The organism is uncultured Tateyamaria sp. (assembly GCF_947494755.1).
Classification (GTDB): Bacteria; Pseudomonadota; Alphaproteobacteria; order Rhodobacterales; family Rhodobacteraceae; genus Tateyamaria.
Genome location: NZ_CANLVZ010000006.1, coordinates 176,902 through 199,956, shown reverse-complemented (window position 1 = coordinate 199,956; position 23,055 = coordinate 176,902). Strand labels below are relative to the sequence as shown.

Genomic DNA, 23,055 nt, shown 5'->3' with positions numbered 1-23,055 from the left:
GATGCGCTATATCTCGACCCGTGGCCAGGCACCCGCACTGACTTTTGAGGATACGATGCTGACCGGGCTCGCCCGTGACGGCGGCCTCTATGTGCCCGAGACGGTGCCTACCATAGATGCGTCGACTATCGCCGCGATGGAGGGTCAAAGCTACGAGCAGATCGCCTATACGGTCATGCGCCCCTTCATCGGCGAGACGTTCAGCGATGACGAGGTGCGCGCCTGTATCGCGCGCGCCTATGAAGGGTTCGGCCACGCGGCCCGTGCCCCTCTTGTCCAGCTTGATCAGGGGCATTTCCTGCTCGAGCTGTTCCACGGGCCGACGCTGGCCTTCAAGGATTTCGCCATGCAGCTCATCGGGCAGCTGTTCCAGACCGCGCTCAAGCGACGCGGCGACCGGGTGACGATTGTGGGTGCGACTTCGGGCGATACCGGATCGGCGGCGATTGAAGCGTTTCGGGGTCTAAGCAATGTGGATGTGTTCATCCTCTACCCCCATGGCCGCGTCAGCGAAGTGCAGCGCCGCCAGATGACCACCCCGGTTGAGGACAACGTGCATGCGCTGGCCGTCGATGGCGATTTTGACGACTGCCAGGCGCGGCTCAAGGATATGTTCAATGATTTCGAGTTTCGCGACGGGGTTGGGCTGGCCGGTGTGAACTCGATCAACTGGGCGCGGGTGCTGGCGCAGGTTGTATACTATTTCTCGTCTGCCGTGAGTGTGGGCGGACCCCACCGCACGGTCAGCTTTACGGTCCCCACGGGCAATTTCGGTGACATCTTCGCAGGCTATATCGCCAAGCGGATGGGCCTGCCCATCGACCGGCTAGTGGTGGCGACGAACCAGAACGACATCCTCCACCGCTGCCTGAGCGGGCAGGGCTATCACAAGGGTGACACGATCCCCTCGATCAGCCCGTCGATGGACATTCAGGTGTCGTCGAACTTCGAACGCGCCTTGTTCGACGCCTATGACCGGGATGGCGGGGCCATCGCGCAGTTGATGGACGAATTGAAGGCCGGTGGGTTCGAGGTAAGCCAAGGCGCGATGGAAGCGTTGCAAGATCACTTCGATTCCGGGCGGGTGTCCGAAGAGGAGACCAGCGCGCAGATCACCGCCTCCCTCAAGACAAGCGGCGAGTTGCTGTGCCCACACTCGGCCGTCGGGGTTCACGTGGCCGAAGCGCAACGCGCGCAAGGCACGCCGATGATCACGCTCGCCACCGCGCACCCTGCCAAGTTCCCCGACGCGGTCGAGGCGGCCACCGGCTTACGCCCCCCCCTTCCCCCGCGCATGGCGGACCTGTATGAACGCGCCGAACGGCTGACGCGGGTGCCCAATGATCTTGCCGCACTCAAGGCCCATATTATCGCGCATCGCGCCTCCTGATCTGATTTGTGAGACTGATTTGACCACACGCACACATCGCCTTTCCAACGGATTTCGCATCGTCACCGAGGATATGCCGGGGCTTGCCTCGGCCTCTGTCGGGGTGTGGGTGGGCGCAGGGGCGCGCCACGAAGCGCCCGAGCAGAACGGCATTGCCCATTTCCTCGAGCACATGGCGTTCAAGGGCACGGATCGGCGCAGCGCGCTCCAGATTGCCGAGGCGATCGAGGATGTGGGTGGCTATATCAACGCCTATACCAGCCGCGAGGTGACGGCCTACTACGCACGTGTGTTGGAGAACGACGTGCCGCTCGCGATGGATGTGATTTCGGACATCCTGCTGAACCCGACCTTTGATCAGGCCGAGATCGAGACAGAGCGCGGGGTGATCCTGCAAGAGATCGGGCAGGCGCTGGACACGCCGGATGATGTGATCTTTGACTGGTTGCAGGAACGCGCCTATCCCGAGCAGCCCCTCGGGCGCACCATCCTTGGCCCGTCCGAGCGTGTGTCGGCCTTTGGGCGCGAAGACCTGTCGCGCTTTATCGGTCAGCATTATGGTCCCGAGCAGATGATCCTGTCGGCTGCAGGGGCCGTTGACCACGACGCCGTCGTGCGGCTCGCCGAAGAGCTGTTTGGCCATCTCAAACCGCGCCCCGTGCTGGTCGCCGACAACGCCCGGTTCTCGGGGGGCGAAGTGCGCCAGAGCAAGACGCTGGAGCAGGCCCATTTCGCGCTGGCCTTTGAATCGCCGGGCTACCGGGACGACGACATCTATACCGCGCAGATTTACGCAAGCGCCTTGGGCGGTGGCATGTCGAGCCGGCTGTTTCAGGAAATCCGCGAAAATCGCGGGCTGTGTTACACGATCTTTGCGCAGGCGGGTGCCTATGCCGACACTGGCATGACCACGATTTACGCTGGCACGTCGGCGGATCAAATCGCGGATCTGGCCACGATCACTATTGACGAGATGAAGCGCGCGGCGGGCGATCTGACCGCCGCCGAAGTCGAACGCGCCCGTGTGCAGATGAAAGCCGGGTTGTTGATGGGTCTTGAAAGCCCCTCGAACCGGGCCGAGCGGCTGGCGCGACTGGTGCAGATTTGGGACCGGGTGCCGGGGCTGGAAGAAACCGTAGCACAGATTGATGCGGTCTCTTTGGGCGACGTACGCGGCTTTGCCGAACAGATGGCGGGTGCCGCGCCGATGGCCATGGCGCTTTATGGCCCTGTCGATCAGGCCCCGACCTTGAGCACCTTGCAGGAGCGCCGCGCCGCCTGATGTTGCTTGCCAAACGGAAATTGCGGATCGAGACGGAGCGCATGACGTTGCGCCCGCCGACCCATTCCGATTTCCGACCCTGGGCCGCACTGCGCAGCGCCAGCCAGGATCACCTGACCCCGTGGGAACCCGGTTGGGCGCAGGATCACCTGACGCGCAAGGCATTCACCAATCGGGTCTATTGGGCGCAACGCTCGGTCACGTCGGGCACGGCGCTTCCGCTGTTCATGTTTCGCCGGACGGACGGAGAACTGATGGGGGCGATTACGCTCGACAACATCCGGCGCGGCCCTGCGCAGGCGGGCACCTTGGGCTATTGGACGGGCGCGCAATACGCCCGCCAAGGCTATATGAAAGAGGCGATCCTGTCGGTGGTGCACTATGCGTTCACCCGCCTTGACCTCAGCCGCGTGGAGGCAGCATGCCTGCCCGAAAACGTGGCCTCGCGCGGATTGCTGGAAAGCTGCGGGTTCAAATACGAGGGCGTCGCGCAAAGCTATCTTCAGATCGACGGACGTTGGCGAACGCATGTTCTTTATGCAGCTTTGCGCATGGATCGGCGTGGGCGCACCGACGCGGGCTGAGAGCCTGCATTTGAGCTTTGTCAAATGCGCGCACCGTTCTAGGTTTGACTCATGCGTTTGATCGTATTCCTTGTCCTTTTGTGTGTCGCGCCGATAGCCGCCCTGTCGCAAACCCGAACGCCAAGCCATTGCATTGCGCTGGCGGCGGATATTGACGGCGCTCAATTCCTGCGCCGCGCCAGTTATGACGTCGACGTGGCCCCCGAAACGGTGCGGCTGCATTACATTGCGCATGCCTCGTTTCTGCTTCGCACAAACGGCGGGCTGAACATGGTCACCGATTTCACAGGTTTCACCGGATCCGCGCCGATGATCCCGGATGTGGTCATGATGAACCACGCCCACGACACCCATTGGACGGCCTTTCCCGACCCCGCAATCCCGCACGTGCTGGAAGGGTGGGGGGAGTTCGGGCAAGGCATCGACCACCGCCTTGATCTGGGTGAGGTGCTGGTGCGCAACGTCTCGACCGATATCCGCTCACAATGGTCGGGGGTCGAGGAGAACGGCAACTCCATCTTTATCTTCGAGGTTGCGGGGCTGTGCATCGGCCATCTGGGCCATTTGCACCATGAGCCCAATGCCGAACAATACGCGGCCATTGGCCGTCTGGATGTTGTGATGGCGGCTGTAGATGGCGGCACGACGGTTGATTTGCCCACGATGATCCGCATTTTGGGGCGGTTGAAGTCCTCTATCGTTATTCCGATGCACTGGTTTGCCCAAAGCACGCTGGACACCTTCATTGCGGGGATGCGGGACGATTTCGCGGTGGTGGAGGTCGGCGGCCCGGCGCTGGATGTGTCCTTGGATCGCCTGCCATCGCGCCCCACGGTCATGGTGCTGCGCCCGGCGTGGCTCTCTGTCGCGGCGGACGATTAGGGCCGGTTTGTCCATTGCTGCATCTGCATCTTTCATGCGACATGCCAAAGCGTAGCTTTCGAGGGCCAATATGCTGAATTCTCTGACACCTGACGTGGCCGAAAAACTGCGTGCAACACTGCCCGCGGATCGGTTTTCGCAGGCGGACGCGCAGCATTTGGCAGAACCGCGTGGCCGCTATGAAGGTCAAGCCGGGCTGGTCGCGCGCCCGCGCGACTCAAGTGAAGTCGCCGCATTGGTCCGCGCCGCTGCCGAGGCGCGCGTTCCCGTCATTCCCTATGGCGGTGGCACAGGGCTGGTGGGTGGCCAGGTCGCCCCCGAAGGTCCCACACCGCTGATCCTGTCGCTGGAAAAGATGTCCGCCATCCGTGCCGTTTACCCGGAGGAAAACGTGCTGGTGGCCGAGGCGGGCGCCATTCTGGCCGACGTGCAGACCGCCGCTGAAGACGTCGACCGCCTGTTTCCTCTGTCCCTCGCCGCCGAAGGGTCTGCCCGTATTGGCGGCAATCTGGCGACGAATGCGGGCGGCACTGGCGTGCTGCGCTATGGCAATGCCCGCGATCTGTGTCTGGGGATCGAGGCGGTTCTGCCCTCGGGAGAGATTTATCACGGCCTCAGCCGATTGCGCAAAGACAACACCGGCTATGATCTGCGCCATTTGCTGATCGGTGCGGAGGGGACGTTGGGTGTGATCACGGCGGCGTCGCTCAAACTGTTTGCTCGCCCCGCGCATATCGGCACGGCGTTGTTTCAGGTCGGATCGCCCGCCGCTGCGTTATCATTGCTGGCCCTGGCGCGTGATCATGTGGGCGAAAACGTCAGCGCGTTCGAGTTGATCCATCGCCAAGGCTTTGATTTTCTGGCCGAAACCTTGCCGCAAGTGCGAAACCCATGGGCCGAGACGCCGGAGTGGTGTGTGCTGGTCGAAGTGGGGATGTCCGGCGGATACGTCCCGCAAGAGGCGCTCGAAAAGCTGTTTGAATCTGCGGTTGAACAGGGGCTGGTCTCGGACGGGATGATCGCGCTGAACGAGACGCAGCGGGATGATTTTTGGACGATCCGTGAAAGTATCCCCGAGGCCAATCGGCGCATCGGGTCCGTCAGTTCGCACGATATCTCAGTGCCTTTGGGCGCGCTCGCCGATTTCATCGCCGAAGGGGGTAAGCGGATCGCGGCCTTGGGCCAGTTCCGCATCAACTGCTTTGGCCATGTGGGCGACGGCAACCTGCACTACAACGTCTTTCCCATGCCTGGCAAAAACCGGGCCGATTACGTCAACGTACGCGATGAGATCAAGCGGATCGTGCATGATCTTGTGCATGAAATGGATGGCTCGGTCAGTGCCGAACACGGGGTCGGGCGGCTGAAAGTTGGCGACCTTGAACGCTACGGCGATCCGGCCAAGCTGGCTGCGATGCGTGCGATCAAAGGGGCATTGGACCCGCTTGGGATCATGAACCCCGGTGCCGTGCTGCGCGCGCGTTAGTCGCCGTCAAAGGCGCAGAGCGCCTGCACTTCCATCCCCATCGCCTCAAGCCGTGTGCGCCCGCCCAGGTCGGGCAGGTCGATCACAAAGGCGCAGGAAATAATCTCGCCCCCCAACCGCTCGACCAGCTTGATCCCCGCCTCGGCGGTGCCGCCGGTGGCCAGCAGATCATCGACCAGCAGGATCTTTTCGCCTGCTTTGATGGCATCATCGTGCAGTTCCACAATCGCTTCGCCATATTCCAGCGTATAGGATTGCTCGATCGTGGCACCGGGCAGCTTGCCCTTCTTGCGGATTGGCACAAAACCGACGGACAGTTGATGCGCAATCGCCCCGCCGAGGATGAACCCGCGCGCCTCAAGCCCCACGACCTTGTCGATTTGAAGCCCCGCATAGGGGTGCAACATCTGGTCAATCGCCATGCGAAACCCGCGCGGATCGGCAAACAGAGTGGTCACATCGCGAAACATGATCCCCTCATGCGGAAAGTCGGGAATGGTGCGGATATAGTCCTGAACGGTCTTTTTCATGTCGCTCTCCGCAAGGTCGCTGTGAGAACGCCCATGCCCACCAGCGTGGCTCCGCCCGCGCGGGTCAGCCATGCCTGCACGGTGGGCCGGGTGATGCGGGCGCGCATCGCGTTGGCGGCCAGCGCAAAGACCAGTGCGTTGAGCGCGGCAATGGTCACAAAGGTCGCGATCAGGATGGCCGCCTGAGGTGCAAATGCTTGATCGGCTTGGATAAACTGCGGCACGAAAGCGATGAAGAACGTGTTGGATTTGGGATTGAGCGCCGTCACCGTGGTGAGGTCACGAAACACTTTGCCCGCGCTTTGACCGGCCGGTTTGTCCATCAAAGTTGAGGGCGTGTCGATCCGGCCCGCACTGCGCAGCATCTTGACCCCGAGATAGACCAGATAGGCCGCGCCCACCCATTTCAGGATCGTGAAGGCGAGGGCCGAGGCCAGAAACAACGCACCAAGCCCGATCACCGACAGGGTCATTGCAATGAGGTCTCCTGTTGCGACCCCAAGCGCCGAGGCAACGGCGACCCGTCGTCCTTGGGTCAGCGCATAACTCAGCACCATCATGATCGTAGGGCCGGGAATGACCAGCAAGGCGGTTGAGGCGGCGGCAAAGGCCAGCCAGATATCAAGAGGCATGTGCGGGGAATCCTTGTGAGCGACGCGTTAGGCCGAGTTGAGCACACGACCGGCAACCGCGTCCAGCTTGGCGACCATCTCGGGGTCGCGGGCGTGGGCTTGGGTGATGATCGCGTATTCCAGTGCGCGGTCGCAGCCATGCGGGCAGGGGGCGCGGACCGGGCCCAGCAGATCCGGCAGGCGGGTGACGAGGTTGCGGGCCTTGTCAGCATTGCCCATCAGGGTCTCGATGATCTGGCTAACATCCACCTCACCATGATCCGGGTGCCAGCTGTCATAGTCCGTGATCATCGCGACCGAGGCATAACACAGCTCGGCCTCTCGGGCGAGTTTGGCTTCGGGCATGTTTGTCATGCCGATGACGTCCGCGCCCCAGCTTTCTCGGTACATCTTGGATTCCGCCAGCGTCGAAAACTGCGGCCCTTCCATCGCCAGGTAGGTGCCGCCGTCATGTACGGTGATGCCCGCATCCTGTGCCGCTTTCAGACACGCTTCAGACAGGCGCGCGCAGGTGGGATGGGCCACGCTCACATGGGCGACGCACCCGGTTCCAAAGAACGACTTTTCCCGCGCAAAGGTCCGGTCGATGAACTGATCCACAATGACAAAATCACCCGGTGCCATTTCTTCGCGAAAGCTGCCGCAGGCCGAGACGGAGATCACATCCGTCACCCCGATCCGCTTGAGCGCGTCGATATTGGCGCGGTAGGGCACCGAGGTGGGCGAATGCACATGGCCGCGCCCATGCCGGGGCAGGAACGCCATCGGCACCCCCGCCAATGTGCCGGTCAGGATCTGATCCGATGGTGCACCCCACGGCGTGTCGACACTGATCCACTCGCCGTCCTGCAGCCCGTCGATTTCGTAGATGCCTGAGCCGCCGATCACGGCAATCTTGGTCTGGGTCATATGGGCCTCGTCTTGGTGTCTGTGAATTGCGCCTGACACGGGTACACAAAGCGCGCCCTCGCTGTACACCCCCACCGCGCGGGTGGGGCGGGGTTTGCGCAACGCGGGCCCCATCTGTGCACAGTTTGGTGAGTTGTTAACCTTAATCTGGCATGGCGAGCGCAGGTGTGGTGCGATTTGCCTGTGCTGCGCACGCCCCCATGGTCATTGCCCGGTTGATCCGTTAGAGGGCGCACAACCAACCACACCCGAGCAGACGGAGCCTTGCATGGCGTTTTTCGATTTCTCGAACATGAGTACCAAGACCCGCTTTGGCGATTTCTCGGTGGCACCGGGGGATGTGAAGCTGACGCCCGGCCAGATGAAGACCGAATTGCTGTCGGGTCTGACTGTGGCGCTCGCGCTTGTGCCCGAGGCTGTGGCCTTTGCCTTTGTCGCAGGTGTGCATCCGCTGGTCGGGCTTTATGCGGCGTTCCTGGTGGGGCTAATCACGGCGCTGTTCGGGGGCCGTCCGGGGATGATTTCGGGGGCGACGGGGGCGCTTGCAGTCGTGATGGTGGCCCTCGTGGCGCAGCACGGGGTTGAGTACCTGTTTGCGACCGTCGTTCTGATGGGGCTGCTCCAGATATTTGCGGGTGTGATGCAGTGGGGCAAGTTTATCCGCCTCGTGCCGCATCCGGTTATGCTGGGCTTTGTGAACGGCCTTGCGATCGTTATCTTTTTGGCGCAGCTGACCCAATTCAAGGTGCCGGGCACGGCCGAGGCATCGGGACATGGCATGGCAGGGGGCGATTGGCTAACCGGCACACCGCTGGCGATGATGCTGGGCCTTGTGGGCCTGACGATGCTGATCATCTGGGCCGCGCCGCGCATCACCCGCGCCATTCCCGCCCCCCTTGCGGGCATCGGGATCGTGGCTGCGATCGTGATTGGTTTTGGGCTCGACGTACCGCGCGTGGGCGACCTTGCCAGCATCGAAGGCGGGTTGCCTGCGTTCCACATTCCGATGGTTCCGCTCAACTGGGAAACCTTCGAGATCATCCTGCCCTACGCCATCATTCTGGCCGCCATCGGGCTGATCGAAAGCCTGCTGACGCTGAACCTTGTCGGGGACCTGACCAACCAGCGCGGCGGGGCCTCTCAGGAATGCATCGCCCAAGGTGTGGCCAACACCGCCACCGGGTTTTTTGGGGGCATGGGCGGCTGCGCCATGATCGGGCAGTCGATGATCAACGTGAAATCCGGCGGGCGGACGCGTATCGCGGGTGTGGCGGCGGCGCTGTTCTTGCTGGCCTTTATCCTTGTCGGCTCCAGCGTGATCGAGCTGATTCCGCTGGCCGCTCTTGTTGGTGTGATGTTCATGGTGGTGATCGGGACGTTCGCGTGGAACTCGCTGAAAATCCTGCGCAAAGTGCCGCTGACGGACGCCTTCGTCATCATCCTCGTGACAGTCGTGACGGTGATCGAAGACCTTGCCGTGGCCGTGGTTGTCGGCGTGATCGTAAGCGCGCTGGCCTATGCGTGGAACAACGCGCGGCGCATTCACGCCAAGGCTTATGAAACCCCCGAAGGGGCGCGCGTTTATCAAGTGCAGGGGCCGCTCTTCTTTGGCTCAGCCTCGGGTTTTGTCGAGATGTTTGATGTCGACAATGATCCGTCCGAAGTGATCGTGGACTTTGCCGACAGCCGGGTGGTGGATCAATCCGCACTGCAGGCCATCGAGGCGATTGCGCTGAAATATGAGGATTCGGGCAAACGCATCCAACTGCGTCACCTCACCCGTGATTGCCACCGCTTGCTGACCAAGGCGGGCCACCTGATTGTCGACAGTGACGACGACCCCGACTATGAAATTGCGACGGATTATGGTGTGCGCACGGGTATCTTGGGCGGGCACTGACCGCCCGTGCGTGGGGCCAGGATGTCTGGCCCCGCGCAATGTGTTGATCAGTTGGTCAGAACGCCGACCCCGGCCCCGACAACCGCGCCTTCGACGCAGCGCCCGTTGGCGATGACTTCGCCAGCAGCACAGCCGATTGCGCCACCGATTGCGGCCCGCTCAAGATTGCTGCTGTCGCCGCAAGCAGCCAGCCCTGTGGTCGTGATCACGGCTGTGATGGTCAAAAATTTACGCATGGGTCTCACTCCTCGATTACGGTTGCACCTGCACGCTATACCGCCGATCAACGCGGGCCAAGCATTTCCGAGCCCCGTTCGACAATGGGCGCGGGCCTGCTCAGCACGACATCAGGGCCGTCACATCGCCGGCCAAAAGGGCCGGGCGCGCAGCGGCGATCCGCTTTGCCGGCCAATCCCACCATGCAAGGCGATTGAGCGTTGCGATATCGTCCGGGTCAAAGCGCATGGTGGTGACGGTGCCCGGATTACCGGTCACTATCGCATAGTCCGGCACGTGCCCGCGCACCACCGCCCCCGCGCCCACGATCACCCCGTTGCCGATGCGCGCGCCCGGACAGACCAGCGCGCCATAGCCGAGCCATACGTCATGGCCTAGCACGGTATCGCGGCTGTCGGGTTGATAGCTGCCGATCTGAGCGGGATCAAAGGCCGGGAACGGGAACGTGGTGATCCCGTCCGTCGCATGATTGGCCCCAGAGGTCAGAAACCGGACCCCGTGAGCGATCTGGCAGAACTTGCCGATGATCAGCCGCTCCGGTCCCATCCCGAACAGGTAAGGGGCCAAGTGCGTGGCCCAATCGTCAGGCGGATGAAAATCCGAGGCATAGGTGAAGTCCCCAACCGCCCATGCGGAGTGGTCGATCACCTGATTGAGAAACACCGTGCCTGCATGTTCTGACCCATCCGGCAGCGTGATCGGATAGGCACGGCCCGGATCGGGAAAGCCGTCACTCACCGGGGCGGGCGAGGCTGAACTTGTCGCGCACCACAGAATAGTCGCGGTATCCCAAACGCGTCAGTGGATTGTATTGCAACACGTCGAAAATGCCATCGACAAGGCAATCGTCGCGCAGATGCACCCCGACCACTTCGCCAAATACGACGACATTATGCGCACCCTCGATCTTCACGATCTGGGTGACCTTGCATTCCAGCGAGGCTGGCGCGGCCCCGACTCGAGCGCAATTGATCTGGTCGCATTCCGATTTCTGGATATCGGCGAGGGTGAACTCGTCCGTTGTCGCCTCCCACGGTCCCGAGGTCTGGTTCATCGCATCCTTCATCGCGTATTCCACGATATTGGCGCAGAACACGCCCGTCTCGCGGATATTAGCGACGGAGTCCTTGGTGTTGTCGCGGTCGGGCTTGGCACCGGTCGAGGCGAACATGACCTGCGGCGGCACGTATGCGACCCCGTTGAAAAACGAATAGGGGGCAAGGTTGTCCGATCCGTCTGCGCCGCGCGTCGAAATCCACCCGATCGGGCGGGGGGTGACGATGGCGTTGAACGGATTGTGGGGCAGGCCGTGGCCGTCAGCGGGGCGGTAGAACATCGAAACCCTCCTATATGTCCGCGCGTTTGCGCAAGGGTTACCGCCATGCTAGGGCGGGAACCAGCCCTGATCCCCTCGAAAAGACCAAACGCCCGCGCCCATGTACCATCTGACCCAAGAGACCCCGGATGATTGGTGGGAGGTCGAGGCGCTTTATGATCTGTGCTTTGCGCCGGGCCGCGAGGCGTTGTCTTCCTATCGACTCCGCGATGAGGTTCCCCCGGTTGCGGGCCTCAGCCATGTGGCGCGTGACGGTGATGGCATTCTGGCGGGGGCGATCCGGTATTGGCCGGTCTCGGTTGGTCCGGACATTGCGCTGCTGCTTGGTCCTGTGGCTGTCCACCCCACGAGGCAAGGGGAGGGGCTTGGCGGGCAGTTGATCGAAACCTCGCTTGGGGTGGCCGTGGCAGAGGGCTGGGCACGGGTCATGCTGGTGGGCGATGCGCCCTATTACGGCCGGTTCGGTTTTGCCCAACTGAGCGATGTGATCATGCCGCCCCCGACCAATCCGGCCCGTGTTCTGGGCCGTGCCTTGCAGGCCCGCGCATGGGAGGGGGTGCGGGGTCAGGTGGCCCGCGCGCATTGACACTGCCCACCGCGCCCCCATTTTGTAAGGCATGACAGAGATCATTCTTGCCCCATTGCCCCTCGATATGGACACCGAACTTGAGCGGCTGGCCCGCCGATACAAAGGCGCGGGGGGCTTGGGCATCCAGTTGCTCAACACCCTTGGCACCCGCGCCGACGGCTTGCTGGATCGCCTGCCCGCGCCTGTGCGGGACCAATTGAACGGTGCGACGCAAGCGGCCCTGACCCAGGCGATGAACGCCGCCAGCGGGTCACGCAAGGTGGTGCCCGATCAGGCCGAATGGCTCAATACCGCTGTCAGCACGGCCATGGGGGCGGCGGGTGGTTTTGGCGGCTTGCCCACGGCGCTGGCCGAATTGCCTGTCACCACCACGCTGCTGCTGCGGGTGATCGAGGGCGTCGCGGTCGAGCATGGGTTTGATGCCGCCGCCGAATCCGTCCGCTTTGATTGTGTGCAGGTCTTTGCCGCCGCCGGACCTTTGGATCACGACGATGGGGCCGACCTCGCGTTTCTGTCGGCCCGTGTTGCGCTGAGCGGCGCGGCGGTGCAGGCGATTGTGGCCCGCGTGGCCCCGCGTTTGGCGGTGGTCATGGGCCAGAAACTCGCAGCGCAGACCGTGCCCGTTCTGGGCGCTGTGGCAGGGGCGGCGGTCAACTACGCCTATACCAGCTATTACACGGACATGGCGCATGTGCATTTCGGGCTGCGCCGTTTGGCCATTGATGCGGATATGGAGCAGGAGGCCGTGCTTGAACGCCTCAAGGCGCAGGTGTTGGCGCTGAGGTAACCCCGCCCGAGATCGCGTTTTGCGCGACAGAAGTGGCCTTGAGGATCGCAAAGAGCTGCTGACCCTCGGCCAGCCCCATCCCTGTAACCGCCCGCGCTGTCACACGCGCCAGCAATGTGTCGCCGCTGGCATCCAGCGCAATGGCCGCGCCCGGCCCGTCGCCGGTGCGGATCGCGGTGATCGTCACCGGCAGGATGTTTTGCGCGCTGAGGCCCGTTGGTCGGTCGAGCGATAACAGCACGTCCTGCGCCAAGACGTGCAACCGCACCACGGCCCCGACGGGTGCATCCACCCCCATCAGGGACAGCGTTCCGCCTGCCACAGCCAAGGTGCTGATCCCGTCCTTTCCGTGCTCCCGCACGGTTGCGCGCAGTACGGCACCTGCCTCGCGCACCCCGATCAAAGGCACCGTCGCAGGGTCCGCCATGACGTCGAACAACGGGCCTGCGCGCGCCACCTTGCCATCGGCCAGCAGCACCATGTGATCCGCCAGCCGCGCGACCTCGTCCACAGCGTGACTGACATAGAGGACCGGCACGCCGCTGTCGCGTTTCAGCCGGTCGAGATAGGGCAGGATTTCCGCCTTGCGCGCCCCATCCAGCGCGGCAAGTGGTTCGTCCATCAGCAGCACTTCGGGATCGCTGAGCAAGGCGCGCCCCAGGGCCACCCGCTGTTTTTCACCCCCCGAAAGGGTCGCGGGGCCGCGGGTCAGCAGCGCCCCGATGCCCAGCATATCGATGATCTGCGCACGCGCATTGGCCTTTGCGCCGAACCGGGCCGCGTAGTCGAGGTTTTGCGCCACGCTCAGATGCGGGAAAAGCCGCGCGTCCTGAAACACATAGCCGATGCGCCGTTTGTGGGGCGGCACAAACGTCTTTGCATCGTTGAACACCCGTCCGTTCAGCGTGATCTGTGCCTGATCGGGGCGCAGCAATCCGGCCACCGCATTCACGATGGTGGTCTTGCCCGCGCCGGACCGCCCGAACAGGGCCGTGACCCCTGGTCCGGCCTCGAACGCGACGTCCAGCGCGAAGGTGCCTGCGCGGTGGGTCAGAGCAACCGCGAGGCTCATGTGCCCGCAATCCGTTTGGCAACGCGGCGCGCGAGCCACTCGGACAGCGCGACGGCCCCAAACGCCAGCGCACAGGCCCACAGCACCAGCGTGATCGCGGCATCCTCACCGCCCGGCACCTGCAACAGTGCATAGATGGCCGAGGGCAGGGTCTGTGTTTCGCCGGGGATGTTGGCGACAAAGGTGATGGTAGCGCCGAACTCTCCGATGGCTTTGGCAAATCCCATGACCCCGCCCGCCAGAATGCCCGGCAGGATCAGCGGCAACGTGACAGTGCGAAAGACCGCGTGGCCCGGCGCGCCGAGGGTGCGGGCGGCGTCTTCGATTTTTGGGTCCACGGCCTCGATGGCGAGGCGGATGGCGCGCACCATCAAGGGAAAGCCCATGACGACGGCGGCCAGCACCGCGCCCGTCCAGCGAAAGGCCAAGACAAGGCCAAAGGTGCTTTCAAGGAACCGTCCCGCCGGGCCGGTGCGCCCGAAAGCGATGAGCAGCAGGTAGCCGGTGACGACGGGTGGCAGGACCAGTGGCAGATGCACGGCGGCATTCAGCGCGCCCTTGCCCCAGAAGTCGCGCCGCGCCAGCAGCCATGCAACCCAGATCGCCAGCGGCAGGGCGATCAATGTGGCAACCACACCCACCAGCAGCGACAGGCGCAGCGCGTCCCAACCTGCCGGATCCACGCTCATGGCAGGGCCTTGAAACCGGCCGCGACAAAGAGGTCGGTGCGGGTGGCAAGGTGATCGAGAAACGCGGCCCCGGCGGAGGTGATGGCCAGTGCGGGATACTGGATCGGCGGGTGGGTGTCCGAGGGGATCGTGTAAACGACATCGACCCCATCACTGGCGGCCGCGTCCGAGGCATAGACGATGCCCAGTGATACCTCGCCGCGCGCCACAAGGGCGAGCGCGGCCCGCACATTTTCGGTCTCAGCAAGATGGGGACGCAGCACGGTCCACACATTGATATGCTCTAGCCAGGCTTGGGCGTAAATACCCGCAGGGACCGACATATGCTGGCCCATCGCCATGCGCCCGCTGCCAAGTCGGGCCATCAATGTGTCTGCATCCGGGTCCGGCAGCGGCGCGGCACCGTTCGGGCCAACAAGCACCAGCTGATTGCTCAGGAAGGGCCGTGCGGGGCCTGCGACATGCCCCTGATCCACCAGCCAGTCGGACCATTGCGCGTTTGCCAAAATCACCGCATCCGCCGGCGCGCCAAGGCTGATCTGACGCGCGAGTGTGCCACTGCCGCCATAGCTGACCGCCACATCCTGCGACCACTCTTTCGTGATCAGATCCAGCGGACCTTGCAGGCTGGCCGCTGCAAAAATGCGCAGATCCGCCGCCTGCGCAGGCCATGCGAGACAGGCGGACAGCGCCAAGCCTTTGATCCATCGAAGAGTTTTCATCTGGACCGACTATTGGACATGGGGCAGGGCGGCTCAAGTGGAAATGCGTGCCCCTTTGGCCGGGCAACGTACGCCCGGTTTGGGCAATTTTAGGAAATTGTTAGTTGGAATCTGGTATTTGGCGCACGTCTTAGGTATGTTGCCCGCAATAAACAGGAGGTTCGGGCAGTGACCGCCCCGATGATAAAACAACTTCCGCTGCGCTTTGGAAACTCGCACAAAGCTGATGTGCGGACACAATTTGCAGCCATGTGCTACCGGATCAAGAACGACAAGGTTCAGTTTCTTCTGGTGACATCGCGCGGAACGCGCCGTTGGATCATCCCAAAGGGCTGGCCGATGGATGGCAAGACCCCCGCCGACAGCGCGGTGCAGGAAGCATGGGAAGAAGCGGGTGTGATCGGTCGGGCCGATCCGCGCCCCATGGGCCTTTATTCCTATACCAAGACGATGGATGACGACGGTGAGGATCTGCCCTGCGTGGCCATGGTCTATGCGGTGAAGGTGAAGTCGCTGGCCACGATTTTCCCCGAGGCGGGCGAGCGCACACGCAAGTGGGTCAGCCGCAAAAAGGCGGCCGAATTGGTGGACGAACCGGAACTGTCGCGGATCCTGCGCGATTTCGATCCGCGCCGCACGCTTTGACGGGCGCTATTGCGCGCGGGGCCTGTGGCCTTATGTTATACATGTCATGATCAAATATTCCCTGAAATGCGGCGACGGCCACGTGTTCGAAAGCTGGTTCGCCTCAAGCGAAGCCTATGACACGCTGCGCGCAGCCGGGCATGTGGCATGTGTCGCGTGCGGCTCAGGTGAGGTGTCCAAATCCATCATGGCCCCTCGGGTGGCGACCGCTCGTTCCAAAATCGAAACCACGGCTGCGGCCGATGAGGCCCCTGTGCCGGGTCCGCTGAACGCCCCTATCAGCAAGGCTGAGACCGCCTTGGCCCGGATGCGCGACGCGGTCGAGAAAAACGCGACCTATGTGGGCGGCAACTTTGCCAAAGAGGCGCGCGACATGTATTTGGGGGACACGCCTGACCGCCCGATTTGGGGCGAGGCGAATGCCAAAGAGGCCAAGGCCCTGATCGAGGACGGTGTCCCTGTCGCGCCACTTCCGTTTTTACCCACACGCAAGGCGAACTGAGATCATGAACATCGTCATCACCGGGGCCACGCGCGGCATCGGCGCGGGTCTGGCTGCGGCCTATCGCGCGCAGGGCCATTCCGTTGTGGCTACAGGCCGCTCGGCAGGGGCGGATGTGACGCTGGACGTCACTCAACCTGCAGATCACACCGCCATGGCGTCCCATCTTGAGGGGCAGGCGGTTGACCTGTTGGTCTGTAATGCCGGGGTCTTTCTCGATAAGGGCGACGATCTTGAGACGGGCTATGCGCCTGATCTTTGGGCGCAGAGTTTTGCGGCCAATGTGACGGGCGTGTTTTTGACCGTACAGGCGTTGTTGCCACATCTACGCGCGGCCAAGGCGTCGAAAATCGCGATCATCTCGTCGCAGATGGCCTCGCACACCCACGCGCCGGGTGGCAGCTATATTTACCGCGCATCAAAGGCGGCGGTTTTGAATGTCGGGCGCAATCTGGCGTCTGAGCTTGTGGGCGAGATTGCGGTTGGCATCTATCATCCCGGTTGGGTCCAGACGGATATGGGCGGCGAGAGCGCCGCGATCACCGTGGATCAGTCCGTGGCCGGATTGGTCGCCCGTTTCGACGCGTTGTCGCACGACACCTCGGGGTGTTTTGAGACGTGGGATGGGCGGGCGCACCCCTACTGAGCGCGCTGTTGCGGCATCTGTGGAATGGACGCGCTGCCGCGCGACACGATTTATGTCATAGCCGCCTTTTCAGACGGCTTTGACCCCTCCCTCCGGTTTTTGAGGTACAGCCATTTGCCAGGCGGTGGATTGCAGCACGAAGACAGAGAAGAATGCCCCTGCCGCTTGCACTTGGACAGGTGGGCAGATATGGGCAGGCCGACGTAATTTGGGGCGCTGTGATGCCTGTTCTCGTGATGAAATTTGGTGGCACATCCGTGGCCACTTTGGACCGGATCCGCCGCGCGGCCAAGCGTGTGGGTGTCGAAGTGGCCAAGGGCTATGACGTGATCGTCATCGTCTCGGCGATGTCGGGCAAGACCAATGAGCTGGTCGGTTGGGTGAATGAGACCTCGCCCATGTTTGATGCGCGCGAATATGATGCTGTCGTGTCCAGCGGCGAGAATGTGACCGCGGGCCTGATGGCGCTGACCTTGCAGGAAATGGATGTGCCCGCGCGGTCGTGGCAAGGCTGGCAGGTACCGGTGCTGACGACATCCGCGCATTCCAGTGCCCGTATCGAAGACATTCCGCCCGAGAAGATCAACGCCAAGTTCGGTGAGGGCATGCGCGTCGCTGTGGTGGCGGGCTTCCAGGGGGTGAGCCCCGAGGGTCGGATCACCACGTTGGGGCGGGGCGGCTCGGACACCACCGCCGTGGCCTTTGCCGCCGCATTCAAGGCCGAGCGCTGCGATATCTATACGGATGTGGATGGTGTCTACACCACCGACCCGCGCGTCAGCGCCAAGGCGCGCAAGCTCGACAAGATCTCGTTCGAAGAGATGCTGGAGCTGGCCTCGCTTGGGGCCAAGGTCCTCCAGACCCGGTCGGTTGAATTGGCGATGCGCTACAAGGTGCGCCTGCGCGTGCTCAGCAGTTTTGAAGAACAATCGGACGACGCTGGCACGTTGGTCTGCGACGAGGAGGATATCATGGAAAGCAATGCAGTGGCCGGTGTGGCCTTTTCCCGCGACGAGGCGAAAATGACCTTGCTGAGCGTGGCGGACCGCCCCGGCATCGCGGCCACGATCTTTACCGCGCTCAGCGAGGCGGGGGTGAATGTGGACATGATCGTCCAGAACATCTCGGAAGAGGGGCGCACCGACATGACCTTTTCCTGCCCTACTGATCAGGTGACGCGTGCCGAAGCCGCCATGGCCGAGGCCAAGGACGGGGGCGTGATCAACTTTGCCGAACTGGTGGCGGATCGTGACGTGGCCAAGGTCAGTGTTGTGGGTATCGGGATGCGCAGTCACACCGGGGTTGCCGCCAAGATGTTCCAGTGCCTGAGTGCCGAGGGCATCAACATCAAGGTCATCACCACATCCGAGATCAAGATCAGTGTGTTGATCGACCGCAAGTACACCGAATTGGCCGTGCAGGCGCTCCACGATGCGTTCGAGCTGGACAAAGCCGCCTGACCATACGCTTTGGTTTGGGTGGGGTTTCGCCGCCGCGTCTATAATTCGCGCTTAGGTGGAATATTGCTGGCGCGCCCTGCGCTTTGTTATTTCGCTTTGCGGAGTCCTGTGATCTAAGCTGGCGTTGCACAAGGTGTGGGAGACGCGCGGCAATGCCCGAACGCATTGAATCAGAAAGCCGAAAGCTGCTTGGTCGGTTGCGCGATGCGATGGCGGGGGACGATCCCGGTCAGGCGCGGCTCGACAAGATCACACATCTGATTGCCGACAGCATCGGCACCGAGGTCTGTTCGATCTACCTGTTTCGCGACGAGGAAACACTGGAACTCTGTGCGACCGAAGGGTTGAACCCGAATGCTGTCCACCAGACCCGGATGCGCCTTGGCGAAGGGCTGGTGGGCCGCGTCGCCCAACGCCGCCAGATCATCAACACCGCCAATGCGCCGCAAGCCAGCGGCTTTCGCTATATGCCCGAAACCGGCGAAGAGGTGTTTTCGAGCTTTCTGGGCGTGCCGGTTCAGCGTCTGGGGGACGCAATGGGCGTGCTGGTCGTGCAGTCCAAAGAGGCGCGTGAATTTTCCGCCGATGAAATCTATGCGCTGGAAGTGGTCGCCATGGTGCTGGCCGAGATGACTGAACTGGGCGCTTTTGTCGGCGAGGGCAGCGCCATGGGCGCGCGCCATTCGCAACCCTCGATGCTGCGCGGCACGGTCGCGCAAGAAGGGGTGGCAGAAGGCCATATCTGGCTGCACGAGCCCCGCGTCGTCGTCACCAACCCCATCGCTGATGACCCCCACCGCGAGTTTGAGCGGCTGACCGAAGCAGTCGAGGAATTGCGCGTGGGCGTGGACAAAATGCTGGCTCTGGCGGCGGTCGACAAGGAACAGGCCCAGGTGCTCGAGGCATACCGGATGTTCGCCAACTCCAAAGGCTGGATGCGGCGGATGGAGGAGGATATATCCAACGGTCTGAGCGCCGAGGCGGCGGTGGAAAAGGAACAATCGCTCGCCCGCGCCCGCATGGGGCAGGCCAATGACAGCTATCTGCGCGAGCGGCTGGCGGATCTGGACGACCTGTCCAACCGGCTGCTGCGCATCCTGACCGGGCAGGGATCGGATACCGGGGCTGATATGCCCGTCGATCCCATCCTTGTGGCGCGCAATATCGGTCCGGCTGAGTTGTTGGACTATGGCCGCTCGCTGAAGGGGATCATCCTTGAGGCCGGATCTGTCGGCAGTCATGCGGCCATCGTGGCCCGCGCGCTGGCCATTCCGCTGATCGTGCACACCGAACGGGCCACGCTTGAGGCGCTCAATGGCGATCACGTCATGGTCGATGGCGAGCAGGGGATTGTGCATTTGCGCCCCGACGACACGGTTGTGACCGCCTTTCGCGACAAGATGGCGATGCAGGCGGCTGCGGTGGAACGCTATGCCTCGATCCGGGACAAATCGGCGGCGACGCTGTGCGGGTCGTTTGTCAGCCTGACGATGAATGCCGGGTTGATGGCCGATTTGCCCTCGCTTGAGGGGTCGGGGGCCGAAGGGGTTGGCCTGTTTCGCACCGAATTGCAGTTTCTGGTCCGCAATCAGATGCCGCGCCGGTCCGAGTTGAGCGCGCTTTATTCGCGCGTTCTGGATGCGGCGGGGGGCAAGCCGGTGGTGTTTCGCACACTTGATATCGGGTCGGACAAGGTGCTGCCGTACATGAAGCCCAATGATGAGCCGAACCCGGCTTTGGGCTGGCGCGCGATCCGCGTGGGCCTTGATAAGCCGGGCGTGTTGCGGATGCAGTTGCAGGCGTTGATCCGGGCTGCCAATGGACGTCCGCTGACGGTGATGTTCCCGTTCGTCGCCCAATACGAGGAATACACCCAAGCGAAGGCCGAGATGGACAAGGCGATGGCGCGCGAGCGGCGCCTAGGTCAGGTCTTGCCCGAACGGATTTCTGTGGGCGCGATGTTGGAAACCCCCAGCCTCGCTTTTGCGCCCACCAAATTCTTTGAGGAGGTCGGGTTTCTGTCCATCGGGGGCAATGACCTCAAGCAGTTCTTCTTTGCCGCCGACCGCGAGAACGAGCGGGTGCGGCGGCGCTACGACACGCTGAATGTCTCGTTCCTGTCCTTCATCGAGCGGATTGTGGAGCGCTGCGGACAGACAGACACGCCGCTGAGTTTTTGTGGTGAGGATGCGGGTCGCCCGGTTGAGGCGCTGTGCCTTGCAGCTATCGGACTGCGCAGCCTGTCGATGCGTCCGGCCTCGATTGGGCCGGTCAAGTCGCTTCTCAGACGTTCGAACCTTGAGGATGTGCGCAAAGTGATCGCTGATGCGCGTCATAGGGGCGATATGAACGTGCGCCCGGCGATCATGGAATATCTGCGTCAACAGGGCTGAAACCGCTTTAAACCCAAGTCAAATGAAGGCGCTTCACGGTGCAGATGATGCGCCGCGTCAGTAGGTGCATGGGTGAGGTTTGGAGTGGTCATTCTACGACCATGCAGCTTATCCACTGCAGCACTCGTCAAATTTGAGAGGATGTTTTCGTCTATCTTCAACAGAACGAGCCGCTTTTTACCAATTTACCGTCTATCACTTCAGTTAATGCGACATTGCTATAAAATCTGTGGACACCAAGTCCCGGATTTATCCACAAGCTGGCATTGCACAAAGAAGAGCCCCGCAGATCCATTTGATCTGCGAGGCCTTAACGAAAGATGAAGATCGAAGGACCTAGCGCAGTCGCGCCTCGGTCGCTGCATCAAAAAACATCACCCGGCTTGCATCAAAGGTCAGCGTGACTTCCGTGCCTTCTTCCATGGCCAGATCACCTTTGGACTCCACCACGATCCGCTCGCCGGTTGGCGTTGTCAGATAGTCATAGGCGACCCCGCCCAACCGCTCGCGAATGTCGAGTTGGATTGGTGAGGGGGCAGCGGTCAGTTCCATATCCTGAGGCCGGATGCCCACGGTCACCTCTGCGCCATCGGCGGGCAGGGCCACCGAGGTCGGGATCACCTGATCCGAAAGGGCAGGGACGCGCACGCCGCCCGATTGCGCCACGCCGGTCACGAAGTTCATCGCAGGCGAGCCGATGAATCCGGCCACGAATTTGTTGTCCGGGTCCTGATACAGGTGCATCGGGCTGCCGACCTGTTCAATATGACCTGCGCGCAGCACCACGATCTTGTCAGCCAGCGTCATCGCCTCGACCTGATCGTGCGTCACATAGATCATCGTGGTCCCGAGTTCTTTGTGGAGCCGCGCGATCTCGACCCGCATGTCAACGCGCAACTCGGCATCGAGGTTCGAAAGCGGCTCGTCAAACAGGAAGACTTCGGGGCCGCGCACAATGGACCGGCCAATCGCGACACGCTGACGTTGACCACCGGACAGGGCGGCAGGTTTGCGCGACAGGTAGTCGTCCAGCTTGAGGATTTTTGAGGCCCCATCGACCTTGCGCTTGATCTCGGCCTTGTCGACGCCGTTCATTTTCAGGCCGAAGCCCATGTTTTCCTCGACCGTCATGTGCGGATAAAGAGCGTAGGTCTGGAACACCATCGCCACGCCACGCTCGGCGGGGTCCATGTGGGTCACGTCCCGCGCGCCGATGTTGATCTGGCCATCAGACGTTTCCTCAAGCCCCGCGATCATGCGCAGCAAAGTGGATTTGCCGCAGCCGGAGGGGCCGACAAAGACGCAGAATTCGCCATCGTCAATTGTCAGGTCCACACCGTGAATGACCTGAGTGGCCCCATATCTTTTGACTGCTTTTTGAAGGGTTACGCCGGTCATAAGAGGTTCCTTTGTCGTGATGCGATGCGGTTATTGGCTGGGGAACTGCCAGTTGGCAGCGCTGTGGGCGATGTCACGCGCACAGGATTGAAGATGCGGGGCAAGGGCGGCCAGATCGTCCAGCGACTTGCGGGATGTGGTGGTCGTGACCGACAGCGCCCCGATGGCTCGGCGGGTGTCGGATAGAATCGGTGCAGCGATGCAAATGATTCCGGGTTCATGCTCTTCGCGGTCAAAGGCGATGCCGTCACGCCCGATGTCGGCCAGTTCAGCCTCCAGCGATTCGCGCCCCGTATGCGTATGCGCCGTATGGGCAAACCACGCCTGCTGGGACAGTGCAGTCTCGCGCGCCTCGTCACTGAGGAAAGCGAGCATCGCCTTGCCCACGCCGGTGCAGTATCCGGGGCCGACCTTGCCCGCCTGGGAAAACATCTCGATCGGGTCGGCGGCGTTGCGTTTGTCCACATAGAGAACCTGTCCGCCGTCCAACTGGGCCAGGTGGACCGTCTCCCCCAAGGTCTCGCTGAGCGCGTCGATATGGGGGCGGGCAATAGGGGCCAGGCTGCTTTGACGCCACGCTGCATGGGCCAGTGACACAAGGCGCAAACCGGGCGCATAGGTCTGGCGATCCACGTCATATTTGAGCATCCCGAGATTCGTGAGCGTCTGCACCAGCCGGTAAAGCGTGGCCTTTGGATGAGGGGACAAGGACAGCAATTCGGAAAACCGCACGGGGCGTTCAAACCCTGCCACGAGGTCCAGCACCTGAAGCGCCTTGCCAATGGTTCCATCCCCCGACCGGGGGGCTGCGGTGTTCATGTGGTCCTCCCAAACCTCGCCGCAGGAAACTGTTGACCTGCGGGATGCTCCACCGCATAGTTCCAATAGTTGGGATACGGTTTCACTATGTGGAACTTGCCACCAAGCAAGACTGTAAGTCAAAACAAATCTGACTTTCCGTTTCCGGGGCGATGATACAAGGTT

At 62.4% G+C, this 23,055-nt stretch carries 24 protein-coding genes; 13 read left to right on the top strand and 11 right to left on the bottom strand.

Features of this window, described 5'->3' with window-relative positions:
- Window position 1 precedes the first annotated feature (1 nt).
- The 5 genes from thrC (at window position 2) to Q0908_RS09865 (ending at window position 5,624) form a co-directional block, all read left to right on the top strand.
- Window positions 2–1,390, top strand: coding sequence for a threonine synthase (thrC, locus tag Q0908_RS09885; protein WP_299283497.1), 1,389 nt, complete (start codon window positions 2–4; stop codon window positions 1,388–1,390).
- A 19-nt stretch (window positions 1,391–1,409) separates the two neighbouring features.
- Complete coding sequence (locus tag Q0908_RS09880; RefSeq protein ID WP_299283495.1) at window positions 1,410–2,672, top strand: pitrilysin family protein; 1,263 nt, start codon at window positions 1,410–1,412, stop codon at window positions 2,670–2,672.
- Window positions 2,672–3,256, top strand: a complete 585-nt coding sequence (locus Q0908_RS09875) for a GNAT family protein (protein ID WP_299283493.1) — start codon at window positions 2,672–2,674, stop codon at window positions 3,254–3,256. Before Q0908_RS09880 ends, Q0908_RS09875 begins: the two co-directional genes overlap by 1 nt.
- 51 nt (window positions 3,257–3,307) lie before the next feature.
- Window positions 3,308–4,138: an MBL fold metallo-hydrolase gene (locus Q0908_RS09870; protein ID WP_299283491.1), complete on the top strand. Its 831-nt coding sequence runs from the start codon at window positions 3,308–3,310 to the stop codon at window positions 4,136–4,138.
- 70 nt (window positions 4,139–4,208) lie between these two features.
- Window positions 4,209–5,624: an FAD-binding oxidoreductase gene (locus Q0908_RS09865; RefSeq protein ID WP_299283489.1), complete on the top strand. Its 1,416-nt coding sequence runs from the start codon at window positions 4,209–4,211 to the stop codon at window positions 5,622–5,624.
- Here Q0908_RS09865 and Q0908_RS09860 read toward each other — a convergent pair.
- Genes Q0908_RS09860 through Q0908_RS09850 form a run of 3 tightly spaced genes read right to left on the bottom strand, consistent with a single transcriptional unit; the run spans window position 5,621 to window position 7,695 of the window.
- Window positions 5,621–6,154 (bottom strand): adenine phosphoribosyltransferase, encoded by a 534-nt coding sequence (locus tag Q0908_RS09860; RefSeq protein WP_299283487.1) that lies wholly within the window; start codon window positions 6,152–6,154, stop codon window positions 5,621–5,623. The genes Q0908_RS09865 and Q0908_RS09860 overlap by 4 nt on opposite strands.
- Complete coding sequence (locus Q0908_RS09855; RefSeq protein WP_299283485.1) at window positions 6,151–6,786, bottom strand: LysE family translocator; 636 nt, start codon at window positions 6,784–6,786, stop codon at window positions 6,151–6,153. Before Q0908_RS09855 ends, Q0908_RS09860 begins: the two co-directional genes overlap by 4 nt.
- 27 nt (window positions 6,787–6,813) lie before the next feature.
- Window positions 6,814–7,695 carry an S-methyl-5'-thioadenosine phosphorylase gene (locus Q0908_RS09850; RefSeq protein ID WP_299283483.1) on the bottom strand — a complete coding sequence of 294 codons (882 nt, stop codon included), beginning with the start codon at window positions 7,693–7,695 and terminating at the stop codon, window positions 6,814–6,816.
- Between the two features lie 361 nt (window positions 7,696–8,056).
- Between Q0908_RS09850 and Q0908_RS09845 the strand changes: the two genes are divergently transcribed.
- Window positions 8,057–9,595, top strand: a complete 1,539-nt coding sequence (locus Q0908_RS09845; protein ID WP_299283632.1) for a SulP family inorganic anion transporter — start codon at window positions 8,057–8,059, stop codon at window positions 9,593–9,595.
- Between the two features lie 47 nt (window positions 9,596–9,642).
- On the opposite strand, the gene Q0908_RS09840 is transcribed toward Q0908_RS09845, so the two are convergent.
- From Q0908_RS09840 to Q0908_RS09830, 3 genes are all read right to left on the bottom strand, one after another.
- Window positions 9,643–9,831, bottom strand: a complete 189-nt coding sequence (locus Q0908_RS09840) for a hypothetical protein (RefSeq protein WP_299283481.1) — start codon at window positions 9,829–9,831, stop codon at window positions 9,643–9,645.
- Window positions 9,832–9,931: 100 nt separating this feature from the next.
- Entirely contained in the window at window positions 9,932–10,570 is a 639-nt protein-coding gene (locus Q0908_RS09835; RefSeq protein ID WP_299283479.1) for a CatB-related O-acetyltransferase, read from the bottom strand.
- Window positions 10,563–11,168 carry a flavin reductase family protein gene (locus tag Q0908_RS09830; RefSeq protein ID WP_299283477.1) on the bottom strand — a complete coding sequence of 202 codons (606 nt, stop codon included), beginning with the start codon at window positions 11,166–11,168 and terminating at the stop codon, window positions 10,563–10,565. The genes Q0908_RS09835 and Q0908_RS09830 overlap by 8 nt, the downstream gene beginning before the upstream one ends.
- A gap of 100 nt (window positions 11,169–11,268) precedes the next feature.
- Here Q0908_RS09830 and Q0908_RS09825 point away from each other — a divergent pair, with 100 nt between their 5' ends.
- Together Q0908_RS09825 and Q0908_RS09820 are read left to right on the top strand one after the other, a co-directional pair.
- A complete protein-coding gene (locus Q0908_RS09825; protein WP_299283475.1) occupies window positions 11,269–11,754 on the top strand; it encodes an N-acetyltransferase in 486 nt (161 codons plus the stop codon).
- A gap of 31 nt (window positions 11,755–11,785) precedes the next feature.
- Window positions 11,786–12,544 (top strand): EcsC family protein, encoded by a 759-nt coding sequence (locus tag Q0908_RS09820; protein ID WP_299283473.1) that lies wholly within the window; start codon window positions 11,786–11,788, stop codon window positions 12,542–12,544.
- Here the strand turns inward: Q0908_RS09820 and modC are convergent.
- From modC to modA, 3 genes are read right to left on the bottom strand one after another with little or no spacing between them, the layout of a single operon-like run.
- Window positions 12,516–13,616: a molybdenum ABC transporter ATP-binding protein gene (modC, locus tag Q0908_RS09815; RefSeq protein ID WP_299283471.1), complete on the bottom strand. Its 1,101-nt coding sequence runs from the start codon at window positions 13,614–13,616 to the stop codon at window positions 12,516–12,518. The two genes, Q0908_RS09820 and modC, sit on opposite strands and share 29 nt — an antisense overlap.
- On the bottom strand, window positions 13,613–14,305 hold the full coding sequence (gene modB / locus Q0908_RS09810) for a molybdate ABC transporter permease subunit (RefSeq protein ID WP_299283469.1): 693 nt from the start codon (window positions 14,303–14,305) through the stop codon (window positions 13,613–13,615). The genes modC and modB overlap by 4 nt, the downstream gene beginning before the upstream one ends.
- Window positions 14,302–15,027, bottom strand: a complete 726-nt coding sequence (modA, locus tag Q0908_RS09805; protein ID WP_299283467.1) for a molybdate ABC transporter substrate-binding protein — start codon at window positions 15,025–15,027, stop codon at window positions 14,302–14,304. Before modA ends, modB begins: the two co-directional genes overlap by 4 nt.
- 180 nt (window positions 15,028–15,207) lie before the next feature.
- Between modA and Q0908_RS09800 the strand changes: the two genes are divergently transcribed.
- The 5 genes from Q0908_RS09800 to ptsP all read left to right on the top strand — a co-directional run bounded on the left by Q0908_RS09800 (window position 15,208) and on the right by ptsP (window position 20,673).
- Entirely contained in the window at window positions 15,208–15,672 is a 465-nt protein-coding gene (locus Q0908_RS09800) for an NUDIX hydrolase (RefSeq protein WP_299283465.1), read from the top strand.
- Window positions 15,673–15,718: 46 nt separating this feature from the next.
- A complete protein-coding gene (locus Q0908_RS09795) occupies window positions 15,719–16,174 on the top strand; it encodes a DUF1178 family protein (protein WP_299283463.1) in 456 nt (151 codons plus the stop codon).
- Between the two features lie 4 nt (window positions 16,175–16,178).
- A complete protein-coding gene (locus Q0908_RS09790; RefSeq protein ID WP_299283461.1) occupies window positions 16,179–16,820 on the top strand; it encodes an SDR family NAD(P)-dependent oxidoreductase in 642 nt (213 codons plus the stop codon).
- A gap of 221 nt (window positions 16,821–17,041) precedes the next feature.
- A complete protein-coding gene (locus Q0908_RS09785; protein ID WP_299283630.1) occupies window positions 17,042–18,280 on the top strand; it encodes an aspartate kinase in 1,239 nt (412 codons plus the stop codon).
- A gap of 152 nt (window positions 18,281–18,432) precedes the next feature.
- The gene (gene ptsP / locus Q0908_RS09780; protein WP_299283459.1) at window positions 18,433–20,673 is read left to right on the top strand and encodes a phosphoenolpyruvate--protein phosphotransferase; all 2,241 of its coding nucleotides are present in this window, start codon (window positions 18,433–18,435) and stop codon (window positions 20,671–20,673) included.
- 336 nt (window positions 20,674–21,009) lie between these two features.
- Here ptsP and ugpC read toward each other — a convergent pair whose 3' ends face one another.
- Window positions 21,010–22,071, bottom strand: coding sequence for a sn-glycerol-3-phosphate ABC transporter ATP-binding protein UgpC (ugpC, locus tag Q0908_RS09775; protein ID WP_299283457.1), 1,062 nt, complete (start codon window positions 22,069–22,071; stop codon window positions 21,010–21,012).
- Between the two features lie 30 nt (window positions 22,072–22,101).
- On the bottom strand, window positions 22,102–22,890 hold the full coding sequence (locus tag Q0908_RS09770) for an IclR family transcriptional regulator (RefSeq protein ID WP_299283455.1): 789 nt from the start codon (window positions 22,888–22,890) through the stop codon (window positions 22,102–22,104).
- Between the last annotated feature and the right edge of the window lie 165 nt (window positions 22,891–23,055).

Coding starts and splice junctions, on each gene's coding strand:
- Q0908_RS09870 (WP_299283491.1), top strand. CDS start 3,308: ATGCGTTTGATCGTATTCCTTGTCCTTTTGTGTGTCGCGCCGATAGCC.
- Q0908_RS09860 (WP_299283487.1), bottom strand. CDS start 6,154: ATGAAAAAGACCGTTCAGGACTATATCCGCACCATTCCCGACTTTCCG.
- Q0908_RS09770 (WP_299283455.1), bottom strand. CDS start 22,890: ATGAACACCGCAGCCCCCCGGTCGGGGGATGGAACCATTGGCAAGGCG.
- ugpC (WP_299283457.1), bottom strand. CDS start 22,071: ATGACCGGCGTAACCCTTCAAAAAGCAGTCAAAAGATATGGGGCCACT.
- Q0908_RS09865 (WP_299283489.1), top strand. CDS start 4,209: ATGCTGAATTCTCTGACACCTGACGTGGCCGAAAAACTGCGTGCAACA.
- Q0908_RS09800 (WP_299283465.1), top strand. CDS start 15,208: ATGATAAAACAACTTCCGCTGCGCTTTGGAAACTCGCACAAAGCTGAT.
- Q0908_RS09830 (WP_299283477.1), bottom strand. CDS start 11,168: ATGTTCTACCGCCCCGCTGACGGCCACGGCCTGCCCCACAATCCGTTC.
- Q0908_RS09875 (WP_299283493.1), top strand. CDS start 2,672: ATGTTGCTTGCCAAACGGAAATTGCGGATCGAGACGGAGCGCATGACG.
- Q0908_RS09785 (WP_299283630.1), top strand. CDS start 17,042: ATGCCTGTTCTCGTGATGAAATTTGGTGGCACATCCGTGGCCACTTTG.
- ptsP (WP_299283459.1), top strand. CDS start 18,433: ATGCCCGAACGCATTGAATCAGAAAGCCGAAAGCTGCTTGGTCGGTTG.
- Q0908_RS09855 (WP_299283485.1), bottom strand. CDS start 6,786: ATGCCTCTTGATATCTGGCTGGCCTTTGCCGCCGCCTCAACCGCCTTG.
- Q0908_RS09820 (WP_299283473.1), top strand. CDS start 11,786: ATGACAGAGATCATTCTTGCCCCATTGCCCCTCGATATGGACACCGAA.
- thrC (WP_299283497.1), top strand. CDS start 2: ATGCGCTATATCTCGACCCGTGGCCAGGCACCCGCACTGACTTTTGAG.
- Q0908_RS09790 (WP_299283461.1), top strand. CDS start 16,179: ATGAACATCGTCATCACCGGGGCCACGCGCGGCATCGGCGCGGGTCTG.
- Q0908_RS09850 (WP_299283483.1), bottom strand. CDS start 7,695: ATGACCCAGACCAAGATTGCCGTGATCGGCGGCTCAGGCATCTACGAA.
- Q0908_RS09840 (WP_299283481.1), bottom strand. CDS start 9,831: ATGCGTAAATTTTTGACCATCACAGCCGTGATCACGACCACAGGGCTG.
- modA (WP_299283467.1), bottom strand. CDS start 15,027: ATGAAAACTCTTCGATGGATCAAAGGCTTGGCGCTGTCCGCCTGTCTC.
- Q0908_RS09795 (WP_299283463.1), top strand. CDS start 15,719: ATGATCAAATATTCCCTGAAATGCGGCGACGGCCACGTGTTCGAAAGC.
- modB (WP_299283469.1), bottom strand. CDS start 14,305: ATGAGCGTGGATCCGGCAGGTTGGGACGCGCTGCGCCTGTCGCTGCTG.
- Q0908_RS09825 (WP_299283475.1), top strand. CDS start 11,269: ATGTACCATCTGACCCAAGAGACCCCGGATGATTGGTGGGAGGTCGAG.
- modC (WP_299283471.1), bottom strand. CDS start 13,616: ATGAGCCTCGCGGTTGCTCTGACCCACCGCGCAGGCACCTTCGCGCTG.
- Q0908_RS09845 (WP_299283632.1), top strand. CDS start 8,057: ATGAAGACCGAATTGCTGTCGGGTCTGACTGTGGCGCTCGCGCTTGTG.